Here is a 16,782-nt window from a genome sequence, read left to right on the forward strand (position 1 = left end):
TCTTTCGACAGCTCAATGAATTCTGAATTTATTTTAATATCTTTCGATATTGAATTGACTGTGCCGAATAATTACCGAAATAACTATTCTGTTGGTCACTCAGTTTTCAATTGAGACTCTAATTTATTTGCCTTACTTAGCGAACTAAGCTTGGCTGTTAGAACTCAATCTGTACGAGTGCCCACACAGATGATTGCTTTATATTGTTAAAGAACGTCTTGAGTCGCTTTAGCGTCTCAAGGGATGCGTATAATACATCCTTTATTTTTCGAGTCAATACTTTGTTTTAAACTTTCTTTCGACAATTTAAAACCGAAGTTTTATTTAACTCTCTGAGTAGTTCGTGTCTCGCTAGGCGTTGACGTTTCCCGTCTCAGTGGGGTCGCATTATAGGGAGATCCGAAAACAGATCAAGCATTTTTTACTGAAAAACTAAAAAAAAACGACGTTCGCTCAGTAACTGAGCTAAAGCGCCTAAAACTGATAGTTTTATAAACAATTACTGCTTTTGTGGCACTTAAATAAGCTCTGCTGTTACACTCTTAATTTAATATAACTGTTAGTTAAAGGTGCAGATATGACAATCCGTTCTTATAAAGGTGTTATCCCTTCATTTAATGCGTCTGTTTATATAGATGAATCATCGGTATTGGTTGGCGATATTACTTTGGGTGATGATAGCAGCGTGTGGCCGTTAGTTGCTGCCCGTGGTGATGTAAACTATATACGCATTGGTGAGCGTACTAATATACAAGATGGTAGCGTGCTGCATTTATCGCGAGCAACCAAAAGTAACCCCGAAGGTTATCCGCTTATAATTGGTGATGATGTAACGGTTGGGCACAAAGTTATGTTACATGGTTGTCAGTTAGGTAATCGTATATTGGTGGGAATGGGTGCAATTATTATGGACAATGCCATTGTTGAAGATAATGTGATTATTGGCGGGGGTTCATTGGTGCCACCAAATAAGCGTTTAGAGTCTGGTTACTTATATGTAGGCAGTCCAGTTAAGCAAGCTCGAGCGCTTACCGAGCAAGAGCTTACATTTTTAAAAGTATCTGCGGATAACTATGTACTGCTTAAAAATGAGTACTTAAGTGACGACGTTATATAAGCACTTAGCTAATTAAGCTGACTTCTATTTGGCCTGCCGAGTTGTAACTTTCATCTTCGATAAGTTGCTCGGCGCGCTCTTCGTAATCAAAACGATTTTTTTCAAAATAACTTGTTGCATGACTTTCATCGGTCAAACCTAAACTACTTACCGCAATAACACATTCCACCAGCATGCCATTTACTTGTGCAAAAAAGACTAATTGGTGCGCTGGCTCTCTAAATTCTAACCTATCTATAAATTGTATTGCTTGGTTCATGTAAGTGCTCCCTGTTTTAGTGCATTAACGACAGGTAGTATTGCAGGCATTTTATTACGCCATACATAATATGCCTGGGCAGCCTGACCAACTAGCATGCCGCTGCCATCCAACAATTTAGTCTTACTATTATACTGCGCTACCCAATTCATAAAAATGGTATTTTGCAGTGAATAAAACATGTCATACGCTACTTCACAGTTAGTAATATGTTTTTGATCAAGTGCTGGAAGCTCGTCATTCATACTGCTAGAGGTAGAGTTTATGATAAGCGCATAATCGTTTTCTGGTAGATTGTTAAAACCATAACCCGATACATTCCCATGTTGAGCAAACAACTTTGCTAAATTTTGTGCTTTTTCGGCGGTACGATTAACAATAACAACTTCCTGTGGCTGATGATCCAGCAAGGGTAAAACAACCCCCCTTGCAGCCCCGCCTGCGCCTATTATTAAAATACGTTTACCGGTAATACTGACATTATTAGCCAGCAGATCGCTTACAAAGCCGATGCCGTCGGTGTTATCGCCTAGTAACGTGCCGTCTGCTTGCTTTTTTAAGGTATTTACTGCACCGACAATTTTAGCTAATGGTGTGAGCTCATCTGCCATTGCAAAAGCCTGCTCTTTAAAGGGCATAGTTACATTAGCTCCCTTACCGCCTTGAGCAAAAAAATTCGATACTGTTTTTTCAAAGTTATCGATAGGTGCTAAGATTGCGCGATAGTCGATTTGCTCACCTAAAGAGATAGCAAATTGTTTATGTATCGCGGGGGATTTTGAATGTTTTATTGGATTTCCAAAAACCGCATATTTGTCCATTTTAAAGCAACCTCTTTGCAGTAGTAATACTGCCTATTAACGATGATAAATAATATGATTAAACGACTTTTTTCAAAATCTAAGCCCGCCACAATAGAGCAAACACCCACACCTGAAAAAACACCTTATGAAATACTAGGTGGAGAAGCAGGCGCACTTGCTATTGCAAATAGATTCTACGATATTATGGCTACAGATGAATACGCTAAACCATTATATGATATGCATCCTCTGCCATTAGATAGAATTCGCCAAGTGTTTTTTGAATTTTTATCTGGCTGGTTAGGCGGCCCAGACCTATTTGTAGCAAAACATGGCCATCCTATGCTGCGTAAACGCCATATGCCTTTTACCATTGATCAAGACTTGCGCGACCAATGGATGTACTGCATGAATAAAACATTAGACCTTGAAGTAGATAATCCATTACTACGAGAAGGCCTTAAGCAATCGTTTGGACAGCTAGCGAGCCATATGATTAACCAGCATTAACGCATAACGCTAAATACAAAAAAGGCGCTATGTAGCGCCTTTTATATTTACACGAGAAGCCTTAAAGCTGGCACTCTCTAGCAATTAAATCATTTGGTTGTGTACTCAACCATTGCTGAGGGCGTAAGTAATACTGGTATAACTTAGCCTCAGCACTCTCTGCGTCTGGAGTGTAGTTATACTCCCAACGCGCTAACGGTGGCATAGACATTAATATAGATTCGGTGCGACCACCCGTTTGCAAACCAAACAGAGTACCTCTATCCCAGACTAAATTAAACTCTACGTAGCGGCCACGACGATAAAGCTGGAAGTCGCGTTGCTGCGCTGTGTATTCATCTTTTTTACGACGCTCTATAATAGGTAAGTAAGCCTCTAAAAAGCCATTACCTACTGCTTGCGTAAAGGCAAAGCTTTGCTCAAAACCCAGTTCATTTAGGTCGTCAAAAAATAACCCACCTACACCGCGTGTTTCATCGCGATGCTTTAAATAAAAATATTCATCGCACCAGGTTTTGTACTTTGGATACAACTCATCGCCAAATGGTGCACATAAGTCATGTGCTACTTGATGCCAATGTACTACATCATCAAGTACAGGATAAAAAGGGGTTAAGTCAAAGCCACCACCAAACCACCATATTGGTTGTTCGCCTTCTTTTTCGGCAATAAAAAAACGCACATTGGCATGACTGGTTGGTATATGTGGATTTTTTGGATGAATAACCAATGACACACCGCAAGCATGAAAGCTTCGCCCTGCAAGTTCGGGTCTGTGTGCGGTTGCAGATGCGGGCATAGAGGCACCAAATACATGCGAGTAGTTAACACCGCCTTGCTCAATAATATTACCATTAGTGATAACGCGTGTACGTCCGCCGCCGCCTTCGCTACGCTGCCAGTTATCTTCTATAAACTTAGCTTTACCATCGGCTGCTTCAAGGCCTTGGCTAATAGTGTCTTGCAAAGCCATAAAGTAGGCTTTTACTTGCTCTAATAATTTACTTTGCATATTAACCTCTAAATACTTTGCCATTCATGGCATCTTTAATTGTACTTGGTTGCGTATTACCACCGAGTGGCTCATCAACATAATAACCTACCTGCTCAGTAAACTGGCTTTTAGCCTCGGCAATGCTTAATACTGTATTTTGACCGCTTAAATTAGCGCTAGTTGATACCAGTGGCTTACCAAACTCTTGGCATAAGCGCTTTACGGTTGGATGGTTAGTCACCCTAACTGCAATAGTGTCATACTGCCCAGTTAACCACTTTGGGGTGTTTTTAGCTGCGGGCATAACCCAAGTAATCGCATTTGGCCAACTTGAAAAAATGTCGGCACGTTTATCCATTGGGATTTTGGCATCATCTACATATTTTAATAACTGCCCGTAGTTATCGGCAATTAAAATAAGGCCTTTTTCGACCGGGCGCTGTTTAATAGCCAGTAGTCGCTCAACTGCTTGTTGATTATCTGGATCGCAACCTAAGCCATATACAGCTTCTGTAGGGTATAAAATCACTTCGCCTTGCGCTAAACATGTTATAGCAGCAGCTATAGTAGATTGATCTGACAAAATCGTCTCCAGGAGTTTTAAACGTTATTCAGTGGCTGCAAGTTTATGCATACAACTTTTTTGCGGGCATTGTAACACAGTGCTATTAGCCATTTTTCTCTCAATCAGCAGTGGCCAGTTACATTCTGGGCACGATTGCTCAACCGGTTTATTATTCAGCGTATATTTACAGCTTGGGTAGCAATCGCATGAATAAAATATTTTACCAAATTTATTACTACGTGAAACTAAACGGCCTTTTTTACATTTAGGGCAACTAGGTAATGGCTCTTCATTTTGCTTTGCCTCGTTTTCATTGGCAATGTAATGACACTCTGGATACCCTGTACAACCAATAAACATACCGTAGCGGCCATTTTTTACCACCAGCTGCTTACTACATTGTGGACATGCGGAATCTTCTAGCACTTTTATTTCACTGCTATCGTGATGCGCCAACGGGCGAATAAAATCGCACTTGGGGTAGCTGGCACAACCTAAAAATGGGCCTGATTTACTATTGCGGATCACTAACTCTGAACCACATTGTGGGCATATCTCATATTCTTTTTCTAGGGCGTGCTTATTCGCCGAGAAAAGCGAATGGTCGATTTTACTCATGGTGATCCTAAAGGTTGGTGAATTTTCGCCTAATATACCCAAAACACTTAAAGATACAATAGCTATACCCATTACATTAAATTAGCGGCCAATTATAGCGTAAAAAGTACGGTGCAATAATAAGGCAAAGATTATGGCATATACTTGCTATATAAATTACTTTTTCGAAAGTACTTAAGCAATTTAATTTACTCGTATGCTCATATTTTGTATTAAATAGGTATTAATAGGTATCTTGAATTTAGGTATTAGTGAAGTAAGTCGCCGGGCTGGTCAAATATAAGATCTTCCATTTGCTCACAAGCCACTTCTGCTCCGGGTATATTAAATAGCACCATTAACACCACCCACTTTAAATCGTCTAACCCTATAAAAGATTTATCTAGCGCTGCTAAGCGGTCCATTACCATTTCACGGGTAATACCATTAGTAACGCCAATGCGTTCAACAAACATTAAAAAATTACGGCACTGCACATCCAGCATTTTGCATTCGTGGTCGGTAAATATTCTCATTGTTTGTGGCGAGTCAGTGATTAAATATGGTGATGTGTCACTATGCTGTAATTCGGCTAGCTGCTCTAGCCAATCTAGTGCTTTAAATATTTCGGCTTGATTAAAACCAGCTCGTAATAATTCATCGGTCAATTCGTTAGGTTCAATGAAGAGCCCAGCGTCGCTGTGAATATAGTTTTCAAAAAGATACATAAGCACTTCAAACATATCACCACCTCGCATTTAGCTTAAGTACTTAGTTTAGGGTCTGTTAATCTTTCAAGGTTAAATTTGCAGCAGCCTGTTTGGTATTTAGGCAAGGCAGAGCCTATGTGGTGTGGTTATTCCCCATAAATTGGCGATAACGCAGCATTAATGCCAAACAGGCGCTACCCGAAGGGTTCTGCCTAGGGGCAATTAACTCTTTGTTGCTCGGTTTTTACTTAGCCCACTAGGTTACAAACCTCGCGCCGCGATTTAATTGCCTCCAGTTTGAACAAATATTAACCCGCAAAGCTCAACAGACCCTGATGTAACCATCTAAAACTCGCTCTATTTGATCATCTAGCTCCAAGTCCAGCAATCTGGCTTGCACTTTATCAATTGGCCACTGAGCACGGCGAACAATGTCATCAACACTGGTTACCTCAAAGCCAATACTATTTAACACCTCACACTGGGAGTCTTTATTGGTTTGGGTTGACTGCTCTGGAGTTAAAAAACCACTTTGATAAGCAAAGCTCACCTCATCAAGAATATCACTTACATTCTCCACGAGCTTAGCACCTTGCTTAATTAAAAAATGACTCGCTTGGGCAAGTGGGTTTTTAATCGATCCGGGAACAGCAAATACTTCTTTATTTTGCTCCAGCGCATAGCGTACGGTAATGAGCGAACCGCTTTTAATTTCAGCTTCAACAATAAGTACCCCCAGCGACAACCCCGATATAATACGATTACGACGCGGAAAATTATGCGCATTCGCGGCAGTACCAGGTAAAAACTCACTTACAAGCAAGCCCTGCTCTAATACTTGATTTGTAAGTAGCTTATGCTGCTTAGGGTAGTAAATATCAACACCGGTACCCAGCACGGCAATGGTTTTTCCGCTGCCAGCTAAGGCCCCTTTATGCGCAGCTCCGTCTATACCGCGGGCCATGCCTGAAGTAATAGTGATTCCAGCTAAGGTAAGTTGATATGCAAACTCAGCAGCTATTTCCAGCCCGGTGGGAGTGGCGTTACGGCTCCCAACTATGGCTATTTGTGGGCTAGTTAATAACGACACATCGCCTTTGCAAAAAAGCAATAAAGGCGCACTGGCTATTTGTTTTAAATCTTCGGGGTAAGCGGCATCAAAAATACTAATAACCGTTATATTATTGTGTAGGATTAACTGTTCATAATGCGTAATTTGCTGCCAATTAGTGTGCAACAAATTAGTAGCTTGATTAGCACTTAGTCCTAATTGCAGTAATTGCTGATGAGATAAGCCAAACAATGACTCAAGGGAATGGTTTTTAGATAGTGCTAAAAGGGTTTTAATACCCAACCCTTTACACATATAAAAGGCAAGCCAGTGGGCTAGCTTGCCAGATGACTGATCCATGCTCTCTCCTAGAGCACCGACTCGCTACTTAATGAATAACTGCAATATCTCCAACGCGAATTGGGTGCTGATTTTTAGTTATTAGCGCATAACTTACGTTGTCATACACCTTAAATACAATTAACTCACCTACTTTTTCTTTCGGCATTTTCCAAACCGTACTTCCATCATCGGGTTCAGCACCAAAAAACTCGTTAGCATTTGAAATTAACTTCTCAAAGCGACTTGAGTCCTCGGTGTAGCGAGGACCACGAGGACCATCTATAACGCTTGGTGATTGGCGTTCAATATCAAGTACATGACCCACTTCTACTTGCTGCTCTGATCCTAAGTTTAGCACCACTACATCCATAGTGCTAAATTCTCTAGAATCGCTTGGCGAAGCAATAACATAACCCAATACAGCCTGGGTAGGACGATGCATATTAAAATACGCTGGTAGCATTTGCCCTTCCATTGCTGGAAGTAAAAAGTCGCCTTGTTTTATTTCGCGCTTCACCGACTCAACTCTGACCGATGCAGGCTCACCATTAGCGGCATCACCTTTTCTAAAGGCGCGAGCCATACCAACATAAGCAGCACGATTAGCAAGTACCCTTCCAGTTTCTGGGTCTAAATATGGCTTACCTTTATGATAAATTGCATAAGCTTGGTGTAACTTTAAATCGCCTTTAACGTATAAAATATGCCCTAACGTTTGTGTTTTCGTGTTCTCGTTTGCCCCTAAAATATAAGGTTTAGCTTTTATATCGTCGCTATTTATAGCTTGCTCATAAGTTATATAAGGTCTGATCATTTCTAGTGGCAAGGTGGTAATTGCATTTTTGCCTTTAGGGGTAATTCGCCCCTGAGGAGACAGCTTTCGGTACGCTTTATTTATCACTAAACGTGGATTTCCCTGCGCATCGTAGATTAATGCTAAGGCATCGCCGGGATAAATAAGGTGAGGGTTATTAATTTGCGGGTTCAATTGCCACAACTCAGGCCATAGCCAAGGTTCGTTTAAATAAACCCCAGAAATATCCCAAAGTGTATCGCCTTTTTTCACAACATACTGTTTAGGTGCATCTTTTTTTATTTTTAGCACATCAGCATAAGTAGAAAATGCAGCACCTAATGCAACGATAATTGCAATTAATGGAGATTTCATTGGGCTTCCTTGTATTGTTTTTTCATTATTATTGACCAAAACCTGTTAAAGGGGAACGCGAATGGCTAAAATAAGAGCATACAATACCCTAAATTAAGCATAAGTGTAAAAGGTAACTATGGCTACGTTAGAAGTTTTAAGATTCCCAGATGAACGTTTACGTACAATAGCACAAGAAGTTGCACATGTTGACGACCAAGTCCGTGTGATTATAAAAGACATGCTAGAAACTATGTATGATGAAAATGGCATTGGTCTTGCTGCCACACAAGTTAATATTCATCAACGCATTGTAGTGATTGACGTATCAGAAGAGCGCAACGAACCACTGGTATTAATTAATCCACAAATCATTAAAAAAGACGGTACAACCGTAAGCGAAGAAGGCTGCCTTTCTGTGCCTAACTCTTACGCAAAAGTTGATCGCGCAGAAACGGTTACTGTTGCCGCGCTTAACGAGCAAGGCGAAGAATTTGTACTAGATGCAGATGAACTACTGGCTATTTGTATTCAACACGAACTAGATCACCTTCAAGGTAAGCTTTTCATTGATTACTTATCGCCATTAAAGCGCCAACGTATTCGTAAAAAGCTTGAAAAAGAAGCCAAATTTGCAGAATAGTAATAAGCACCGTAACAAGCACCTTAGGAAAACTCAGTGACTCAACCATTACGCATTATATTTGCCGGTACGCCGGACTTTGCCGCACGTCATTTACAAGCGCTGATACAAAGCGAACACCAAATAGTGGGTGTGTATAGCCAGCCAGACCGCCCGGCAGGTCGTGGTAAAAAATTAAAAGCCAGTGAAGTCAAAGAGCTCGCACTTGAGCACAACTTACCGGTTTTTCAGCCACAATCACTAAAAACAGAAGACGCCTTAAATGAGCTTACGAGCCTTAATGCCGACATCATGATTGTAGTGGCTTATGGCTTAATTTTACCTAAAGCCATTTTAGATGCGCCGCGATTAGGCTGTTTAAATGTGCATGGTTCTATTTTACCACGCTGGCGTGGTGCTGCCCCGATTCAACGTGCTATTTGGGCAGGTGATGAACAAACCGGCGTCACCATAATGCAAATGGATGAAGGGCTAGATACTGGCGACATGTTACATATAAGCCGCTGCCCTATTAGTGCCACCGAAACCAGTGCCAGTTTATATACTAAATTAGCTGATCTTGGCCCTGGTGCACTTATTGACACTATTAACAACTTAGCGAATGGTAAAATAACCCCTGAGCCACAAAATGATGCCGCGGCTAATTACGCTAAAAAGCTCTCAAAAGACGAAGCCAATATTGACTGGTCTATGAGCGCGGCGCAAATTGAGCGTAACATTCGCGCGTTTAATCCGTGGCCGGTATGCTTCACCCAAATGGGAGGGCAGCCAGTAAAAATTTATCAAGCACATGTTGTAGAGCAATCAAGCAACCAGCCTGATAATAACGGGCGCGTTCTGTCGAGCGACAAAAATGGCGTTATTGTAGGTTGTGGCGAACATGCTTTATGTATTACGCAATTACAACCGCAAGGTAAAAAACCAATGGCAATTAACGACTTTTTAAATGGTCGTAGTGACTGGGTTACTCCTGGCACAATATTAGGCGAAAATAATGAGTAATGTTCCAAACGTACGAGCGCTTGCCGCTGAAACTTTATATAACGTAGTTGATAAAGGCGCTTCGCTTAATCAAGAACTACCATTTGCCAGCCAAGGCTTGCCACCTAAAGATAAAGCCCTGCTACAACAAATTTGCTATGGCGTTTTACGCTATTTACCAAGCCTTGAAAACTACTGCCAACATTTAGTTGAGGAGCCGTTAAAAGGTAAGCGTAGAATATTTCAGTTTTTATTGTATGTGGGCATTTACCAACTACAACACATGCGTGTTCCACCACATGCGGCAATTTCAGAAACTGTAAATGCACTACAACAATTGCGTGCTTTGGGTTTAAAAGGACTTATTAACGCTATTCTACGTAGTTTTCAGCGCCAACAACTTGAGCTTGAAGAAAAAGCCAAACTTATTCCGGTGTGTTTATACAATCATCCAAACTGGTTTATCAAACAAGTTAAAGAAGCTTATCCTGATAGTTGGGAAGATCTGCTTGCAGAAAACCAACAGCAAGCGCCTATGTGGCTGCGTGTAAATCAAGCGCAATACAGCACGCAAGAATACAGCGATATGCTAACAGCTAACGATATTGAGCATACACTTAACCCTGATTTTATAGATGGGATAAAGTTAGCTAAACCACGAGATGTATTTTCATTACCCGAGTTTGATACCGGTGCTTGTTCTGTACAAGATGCTGCTGCACAGTTAGCTGCGCGCTTTTTAGAGCCTAAAGATGACGACACTATTTTAGATGCCTGCGCCGCGCCGGGTGGCAAAACCTGTCATATTTTAGAATTGGCCGATGCTGAGGTACTTGCCCTTGATAGCGATGCAACTCGCCTAGAGCGTGTTAAGCAAAACTTAACTCGTATAGGCTTAGGTGCCGACCTACAATGTGGTGATGCATCACAACCACACACTTGGTGGGATGAAAAACAGTTTGATCGTATTTTACTCGACGTACCTTGCTCGGCTACCGGTGTTATTCGCCGCCACCCCGATATAAAGTGGTTGCGTCGTGCATCAGACATTGCCGATTTAGCAGCATTACAAGGCGATATACTCGATAGTATTTGGCCGCTTCTAAAGCCAGGTGGCACCTTGGTATACGCTACTTGTTCAGTACTCCCTCAAGAAAACCAACAACAAGTTGCTAAGTTTTTAGCTAATAACAATGATGTTGAGCATATTCCTCTACATGATAAAGACACGCCCACCACACCTGGTTTACAGTTACTTCCTGGTGAAAGCGATGGCTTTTATTACGCTAAACTAGTTAAAAAAATATAACCTATACAGCACACAACAATTAGCTATCTATCTTATTTTAGATAGCTAATACTTCATAGCAATAGGTACTTATAACACTGGTAAATAATGAAAATAATCATACTCGGAGCTGGCCAAGTAGGCGGCACACTAGCTGAAAATTTAGTTGGTGAACAAAACGAAATAACGGTCGTTGATATTGACGGCAACCGCTTACGCGAGCTTCAAGATAAGTATGACCTACAAGGCGTTGCTGGTCACGGCGCTCACCCAGATGTACTTCGCAGAGCCGGTGCGGAAGACGCCGATATGATTATCGCGGTAACCAGTTCAGATGAAGTAAACATGGTTGCCTGCCAAGTTGCGTATAGTATTTTTAATACCCCGACTAAAATAGCCCGAATTCGTTCTGAGCAATATTTAAAGTATCGAGAAAAGCTGTTTCATAACGATGACTTGCCGGTCGATCACTATATTGCTCCTGAGGCATTAGTAACTAAGTACATTCGCCGCTTAATAGACTACCCAGGCGCATTGCAAGTGCTGCAGTTTGCCGATGGCATGCTCTCTTTGGTTGCTGTAAAAGCTTACTATGGCGGTTTATTAGTAGGTTATGCGCTATCTACGCTTAAACAGCATATTCCCAATGTGGAAACTCGTGTAGCCGCTATTTATCGCCAAGGAAAAGCGATAAAACCTCTAGGCACAACAATTATTGAAGCCGATGATGAAGTGTTTTTTATAGCAGCCACTAAACACATCCGCGCCGTTATGAACGAACTCCAAAGGTTAGAGCGTTCATATAAAAACATTATGATTGCTGGTGGCGGTAATATAGGCGCAGGCCTAGCGCGCTCACTGGAAAAAAATCACAGTGTAAAATTAATTGAGCGCAGCAAAGAGCGCGCCGAGCAACTCTCTGAAATGCTCGACAACACGATTGTTTTTTGCGGAGATGCGTCAGACCAAGAGCTATTGTCAGAAGAGCATATAGATCAGGTTGATGTGTTTATTGCTGTAACCAACGATGATGAAGTAAATATAATGTCGGCCATGCTAGCAAAACGTATGGGCGCACAAAAAACCATGGTACTTATTCAACGCAGTGCATACGTTGACTTAGTACAAGGCGGCGATATTGATATTGCAATTTCACCACAAGAAGCCACTATTTCGGCATTACTTACTCATGTTCGCCGCGGCGATATTGTTAACGTATATTCACTACGCAAAGGTGCAGCTGAAGCTATTGAAGCTGTTGCCCATGGTGATGAAAATACATCTAAAGTAGTTGGCCGAACTGTAAGGGATATAAAACTCCCAGCAGGTACTACTATTGGTGCTGTAGTACGTAACGACGACGTGCTTATTGCCCACGACGATACCATTATTATGTCGGGCGACCATGTCATCATGTTCTTAATTGATAAAAAGCACATTAATATTGTAGAAAAACTATTTCAGGTGAGCGCCATATTTTTATAGCAGTACATTGTGGGTATTTTAAACACAAAAAAGCAGCTTAGTTAAGCTGCTTTTTTAATATAGGGTACTAAAGCTTTATTGTACTTTGGCAAACTCTTCTTTAGAAAGTTCGCCATTACCGTCAGTATCTAGCTGATCAAATATTTTTACTAACTGTGTATTTGCCGCAGCTTCTTGCTGAGAAATAACACCATCGCCGTTGGTATCAAAAGAGGCAAAATCCACTGCTGCATAGGCTGCTGCTGAAGACGCTAAAACTAAAATCGCAAGTGATGTATTTAATACTTTCATAATAATCTCCTAAAAATGAGAGGTCCTTCTCAGAAATCCCTGGCTGTGAAAAATAACCGAAAAAGTAATTAGTAGTTAGCAAACTCTGCTTTAGAAAGCTCACCGTTACCATCTGTATCTAACTCTGCAAATTGTGCGATTAAATCGGAATCTACCGACGCTTCACTTTGGCTAATTGCGCCATTACCATCTACATCAAGGGTATCAAAATCACTTGCTGCAAAAGCGGCTGATGACGATGCTAGAGCGATAAGTGCGAGTGCTTTATTTAACTGTTTCATAATTTAATCCTTTACTATGTTATTCAATGCTTTATCAAAAAATTAGATATACTAAGGTTTATACTTTCCTTGTTATTCTTTTTCATAAGCTCCCTTGCTTACTTAGGTTGTCTTTGGCAACACAGAATTTTATCAACCTTGCATTTTGCTTATGCTTTAGAAAATTCTTCTTTTGATAACTCACCGTTTTGGTCAGTATCAAGCTCTGAGAAAATACTCATTAACTCTGCATCAACAGCAGCTTCGCTTTGACTAATTGCGCCATTACCATCTACATCAAGGGTATCAAAATCACTTGCTGCAAAAGCGGCTGATGACGATGCTAGAGCGATAAGTGCTAACGTTTTATTTAATGTTTTCATAATCAATCTTCCTTCAAAGTTTATGTTAACTGCGATTAAGTGCTTCACTTTAAATCACGTTTAATGCAATACAGCTTAACTATTACAACTTCGATGCCAACATTTAAAACATCAATAACTTCAATTAGTTAAAGGTAACATGCACTTAAAGGTGATAATTAACTGTCTATTTTTGTTGCCTTTTTGCAACACACTTTAAGCCCAAACAATAAGTTCGAACAAATTCAATGCCTTACAAAAAGCAAAAAACGCCACAGATTATAAATACACACTGTAAGGAGACTGTTTAGCTGGGGTATTCAACTCGGTTACAGCTGAATAATTTTTGAAATGAAAATAACCAATAGCTTTTATTTTTATAAATAATTGTTTTTTATCGATTATTTTATTTTTATCAATGCAGGTATGCGTTATTTAAAATTAAATTTAATAAATCGCTATTTTGTTGCAAAATAGCGAAATGTACAGTTACTCGGTTTCTGATTGGAGTATTGAAGGGTCAATAAAGTGATCCCCCATAAAGCTTTTCATTTCTTCTTCGCTGGCTAATAGCTTTATTCCACAGTAAGCACCTTGAACGTGTTCTTTCACGCTACAAATTTCTCCCTGAAAGTCTTTAACTTGCTTATTACTGCTATCGAGGATGATTGAGCATTGCATCCCTTTAATGTTTTCGGCCTGGGCTTTGTCTTTAAGATCAAACTTTACGCCCGTTAGCGAAATATCTTTAATTACCCCGTCGAGTATCCTGTCATCACTAAGTTTTAGCTTGGCCGATAATAAGGTAGGTATACGAGTTTGCGAGCGTAAATCGAATAACTGCACTTGCTTTGGGTAATTAATAAAAAGTAAGCGTGCGGGATGAGATGCAACTGACATTATTTGCTGACGAAAAGCGATAACCTGCCCACCACTTCCCTCTATTAGTGCTCTTACTACCACCATTACCCCATCGTGCAGGTAGTCGCTTGCTGTAGGCAGGCGCTTTGAGCTCGGATAGTTTAAAATAATAAATCGATTTTCGAGCAAACCTATAAACTCTGTTTTTACACGCTTGCTGGCTGTTGGTGTTAAAATTTCAAGATCAACCATGGCACCAGACATTATTTGGTGTAACTTTTCTAGGTTAGTTGTTGGCATATCCTTTTCCCTAATACTCTTTATAAACTAACAATTAAATTATCCGCGCCAAAATGTAGGCGTAAACAGCACTAATAAAGTAAATATTTCTAAACGGCCAAATACCATAGCAATGGTAAGCAACCATTTAGCACCATCACTAATAGACCCATAGTGCGATGCAACATCTCCTAAGCCCGGGCCAAGGTTATTTAAACACGCTGCAGTAGCAGAAAATGCTGTAATGTTATCCATACCGGTTCCCATCAGCGCTAGCATAATAATTATAAACACCAATGCGTACGCTGAGAAAAACCCCCATACAGCTTCTACTACTTTGTCTGGCAACGCTTTGCTGCCTAACTTGATAGAATATATAGCCCGAGGATGCACTAGCCTATTAAGCTCTCGCACGCCTTGTAAGTATAGTAAGAATACGCGCACCACTTTCATACCGCCACCGGTAGAGCCCGCACAGCCACCTATAAAGCTCGAAAATATAAGCAGTATTGGTAAAAATAATGGCCAAGCCGAAAAGTTATCGGTGGCAAATCCTGCCGTACTGCTAATTGAAACAGCATGAAATAGCGCTTGGTCGAGTGTTTCATCGCCATTGGCATACACTTCATGAGACGAAAGCACGGTAAAGCAAATAACCACCAGCGCTAACTGAATACATAAAAACACTTTAAACTCAGGGTCGCGAATATAAACACTGATATTTCTACTTGCTACCGCAGCGTAATGCAGTGAAAAGTTAATGGCTGCAATAATTAAAAAGAACACACAAATAAAGTTAATTACTGGGCTATCAAAATGCCCCATAGAGGCATCATAAGTAGAAAACCCACCAATGGCGACCGTTGAGAACGCATGGCTTATTGCGTCAAACCAATCCATACCTGCAATCCAATATGCCAAGGTACACGCAAGCGTAATTGACACATATATATACCAAAGGTGCTTTGCGGTGTCGGCAATTCGCGGGGTCATTTTAGAGTCTTTTACTGGCCCTGGTATTTCGGCGCGATATAGCTGCATACCACCAACCCCTAGCATAGGTAAAATAGCAACCGCCAATACAATGATCCCCATACCGCCAAACCACTGTAGTTGTTGGCGATAAAATAATACCGATTTAGGCAAGTACTCTATACCGGTTAGTACCGTTGCTCCGGTGGTGGTTAACCCCGAAAACGCTTCAAATACCGCATCAGCCAGTGATAGGTTTGGCTCTTGTAAAAATATCAGCGGTAAGGATGCAAACGCGCCAAGTACCAACCAAAACAACACAACAATTAAAAACCCTTCCCGCGCTTTTAAATCGCCATCTTCGTGGCGGTTAGGGTAATAAGCCATTAAGCCAATAGTGACACTAAAAATAAAAGCCAAAACAAAAGGAACACCACCACCGTCTTTATAAATTAAAGACACGATTGCCGGAGGCACCATGGTAATACTAAACAGTGCAACAAGTTGCCCAAGGATTTTTATAATGGTACGAAATTGCATTTAACGTATCGCTTTTATTATTAGTAAGTTTAACGAGTAAGATATTGTCTTACTCTTTAATGGTTAACTCAACCGCGCCGTGGCTTAAATCAAAAATATCTTTAATTGCTTGCGTCGCTTGGCGGCTATCAATAGTAATAACCCATTCAATATTAGCAGTAAATTGCTTATCGATGTTAAGCACTTGATACTTCGTTTTTAATAGTTGCTCAATAACGCCTTGCATACTGTATTCACTACTACCAATTAGCTCAATACTTGGCACTTTATTTATCGTTGATAAGTTAGCTAATGCATTATTTAATGTGCCTCCATAAGCACGTACTAAACCGCCTGTACCTAGCTTTATACCACCAAAATAACGCGTAACCACAGCGGTAACTTCACCAAGCCCTGAGCCCATAAGCACATTTAACATAGGTTTACCGGCGGTGCCATTTGGCTCACCATCATCCGAAAACCCATACACATGGCTTCCTCCTGGTTTACCCGCTACGTGAGCCCAGCAATTATGCCGTGCATCGGCATACTTAGTTTCAATACTTTTTATAAACGCTTTAGCTGAACTTAAATCTGGGGTATGTGCAATATGCACAATAAAGGTGCTTTTTTTAATCTCTTCTTGATGAAAAACATCTGCTGCTGGGTATTTATATTCTGACATTCGTTGATGAACCAAGTTATAAACCAAAAAATGGGGCCAACAGGCCCCTCTTTATAATACA

At 40.7% G+C, this 16,782-nt stretch carries 20 protein-coding genes; 6 read left to right on the forward strand and 14 right to left on the reverse strand.

Annotated features, from left to right (window positions below; genetic code table 11):
• Positions 1 to 577 precede the first annotated feature (577 nt).
• On the forward strand, positions 578 to 1,117 hold the full coding sequence (locus H5079_RS15300; protein ID WP_011326765.1) for a gamma carbonic anhydrase family protein: 540 nt from the start codon (positions 578 to 580) through the stop codon (positions 1,115 to 1,117).
• 4 nt (positions 1,118 to 1,121) lie between these two features.
• On the opposite strand, the gene H5079_RS15305 is transcribed toward H5079_RS15300, so the two are convergent.
• Positions 1,122 to 1,376 carry a DUF1488 domain-containing protein gene (locus H5079_RS15305; protein ID WP_011326764.1) on the reverse strand — a complete coding sequence of 85 codons (255 nt, stop codon included), beginning with the start codon at positions 1,374 to 1,376 and terminating at the stop codon, positions 1,122 to 1,124.
• A complete protein-coding gene (gene aroE, locus H5079_RS15310; protein ID WP_011326763.1) occupies positions 1,373 to 2,197 on the reverse strand; it encodes a shikimate dehydrogenase in 825 nt (274 codons plus the stop codon). Before aroE ends, H5079_RS15305 begins: the two co-directional genes overlap by 4 nt.
• A 54-nt stretch (positions 2,198 to 2,251) precedes the next feature.
• On the opposite strand from aroE, the gene H5079_RS15315 reads away from it, so the two are divergent.
• Positions 2,252 to 2,689 carry a group II truncated hemoglobin gene (locus H5079_RS15315; protein ID WP_011326762.1) on the forward strand — a complete coding sequence of 146 codons (438 nt, stop codon included), beginning with the start codon at positions 2,252 to 2,254 and terminating at the stop codon, positions 2,687 to 2,689.
• A gap of 61 nt (positions 2,690 to 2,750) precedes the next feature.
• Here H5079_RS15315 and hemF read toward each other — a convergent pair whose 3' ends face one another.
• The 6 genes from hemF to H5079_RS15345 form a co-directional block, all read right to left on the reverse strand.
• Entirely contained in the window at positions 2,751 to 3,701 is a 951-nt protein-coding gene (gene hemF / locus H5079_RS15320; protein ID WP_179807574.1) for an oxygen-dependent coproporphyrinogen oxidase, read from the reverse strand.
• 1 nt (position 3,702) lies between these two features.
• Positions 3,703 to 4,266 (reverse strand): L-threonylcarbamoyladenylate synthase, encoded by a 564-nt coding sequence (locus H5079_RS15325; protein WP_179807559.1) that lies wholly within the window; start codon positions 4,264 to 4,266, stop codon positions 3,703 to 3,705.
• Positions 4,267 to 4,290: 24 nt separating this feature from the next.
• Positions 4,291 to 4,866 carry a type I DNA topoisomerase gene (locus H5079_RS15330; protein WP_011326759.1) on the reverse strand — a complete coding sequence of 192 codons (576 nt, stop codon included), beginning with the start codon at positions 4,864 to 4,866 and terminating at the stop codon, positions 4,291 to 4,293.
• Between the two features lie 248 nt (positions 4,867 to 5,114).
• Positions 5,115 to 5,588: a DUF494 family protein gene (locus tag H5079_RS15335; RefSeq protein WP_182684421.1), complete on the reverse strand. Its 474-nt coding sequence runs from the start codon at positions 5,586 to 5,588 to the stop codon at positions 5,115 to 5,117.
• A gap of 289 nt (positions 5,589 to 5,877) precedes the next feature.
• Positions 5,878 to 6,966 carry a DNA-processing protein DprA gene (dprA, locus tag H5079_RS15340; protein ID WP_089367527.1) on the reverse strand — a complete coding sequence of 363 codons (1,089 nt, stop codon included), beginning with the start codon at positions 6,964 to 6,966 and terminating at the stop codon, positions 5,878 to 5,880.
• A gap of 28 nt (positions 6,967 to 6,994) precedes the next feature.
• On the reverse strand, positions 6,995 to 8,116 hold the full coding sequence (locus H5079_RS15345; protein WP_011326756.1) for a LysM peptidoglycan-binding domain-containing protein: 1,122 nt from the start codon (positions 8,114 to 8,116) through the stop codon (positions 6,995 to 6,997).
• A gap of 118 nt (positions 8,117 to 8,234) precedes the next feature.
• Here H5079_RS15345 and def point away from each other — a divergent pair, with 118 nt between their 5' ends.
• The 4 genes from def to trkA all read left to right on the forward strand — a co-directional run bounded on the left by def (position 8,235) and on the right by trkA (position 12,492).
• Positions 8,235 to 8,738, forward strand: coding sequence for a peptide deformylase (def, locus tag H5079_RS15350; RefSeq protein ID WP_011326755.1), 504 nt, complete (start codon positions 8,235 to 8,237; stop codon positions 8,736 to 8,738).
• Positions 8,739 to 8,774: 36 nt separating this feature from the next.
• Positions 8,775 to 9,740, forward strand: a complete 966-nt coding sequence (gene fmt, locus H5079_RS15355; RefSeq protein WP_089367526.1) for a methionyl-tRNA formyltransferase — start codon at positions 8,775 to 8,777, stop codon at positions 9,738 to 9,740.
• Positions 9,733 to 11,028, forward strand: a complete 1,296-nt coding sequence (gene rsmB / locus H5079_RS15360; protein WP_011326753.1) for a 16S rRNA (cytosine(967)-C(5))-methyltransferase RsmB — start codon at positions 9,733 to 9,735, stop codon at positions 11,026 to 11,028. The genes fmt and rsmB overlap by 8 nt, the downstream gene beginning before the upstream one ends.
• Positions 11,029 to 11,115: 87 nt before the next feature.
• On the forward strand, positions 11,116 to 12,492 hold the full coding sequence (trkA, locus tag H5079_RS15365; protein ID WP_011326752.1) for a Trk system potassium transporter TrkA: 1,377 nt from the start codon (positions 11,116 to 11,118) through the stop codon (positions 12,490 to 12,492).
• Positions 12,493 to 12,567: 75 nt separating this feature from the next.
• Here the strand turns inward: trkA and H5079_RS15370 are convergent, their stop codons facing one another.
• From H5079_RS15370 to H5079_RS15395, 6 genes are all read right to left on the reverse strand, one after another.
• Complete coding sequence (locus H5079_RS15370; RefSeq protein WP_086996434.1) at positions 12,568 to 12,783, reverse strand: EF-hand domain-containing protein; 216 nt, start codon at positions 12,781 to 12,783, stop codon at positions 12,568 to 12,570.
• Positions 12,784 to 12,851: 68 nt separating this feature from the next.
• Complete coding sequence (locus H5079_RS15375; RefSeq protein WP_011326750.1) at positions 12,852 to 13,064, reverse strand: calmodulin; 213 nt, start codon at positions 13,062 to 13,064, stop codon at positions 12,852 to 12,854.
• Positions 13,065 to 13,213: 149 nt separating this feature from the next.
• Positions 13,214 to 13,426, reverse strand: a complete 213-nt coding sequence (locus tag H5079_RS15380; RefSeq protein WP_058372236.1) for an EF-hand domain-containing protein — start codon at positions 13,424 to 13,426, stop codon at positions 13,214 to 13,216.
• A 468-nt stretch (positions 13,427 to 13,894) separates the two neighbouring features.
• Positions 13,895 to 14,566 (reverse strand): flagellar brake protein, encoded by a 672-nt coding sequence (locus tag H5079_RS15385; protein ID WP_089367525.1) that lies wholly within the window; start codon positions 14,564 to 14,566, stop codon positions 13,895 to 13,897.
• A 39-nt stretch (positions 14,567 to 14,605) separates the two neighbouring features.
• A complete protein-coding gene (locus H5079_RS15390; RefSeq protein ID WP_011326747.1) occupies positions 14,606 to 16,057 on the reverse strand; it encodes a TrkH family potassium uptake protein in 1,452 nt (483 codons plus the stop codon).
• A 49-nt stretch (positions 16,058 to 16,106) separates the two neighbouring features.
• The gene (locus tag H5079_RS15395) at positions 16,107 to 16,721 is read right to left on the reverse strand and encodes a YigZ family protein (protein ID WP_041454304.1); all 615 of its coding nucleotides are present in this window, start codon (positions 16,719 to 16,721) and stop codon (positions 16,107 to 16,109) included.
• Positions 16,722 to 16,782: the final 61 nt, after the last annotated feature.

It is taken from the genome of Pseudoalteromonas sp. SG44-5, assembly GCF_014164175.1.
Taxonomy (GTDB): Bacteria; Pseudomonadota; Gammaproteobacteria; order Enterobacterales; family Alteromonadaceae; genus Pseudoalteromonas; species Pseudoalteromonas nigrifaciens.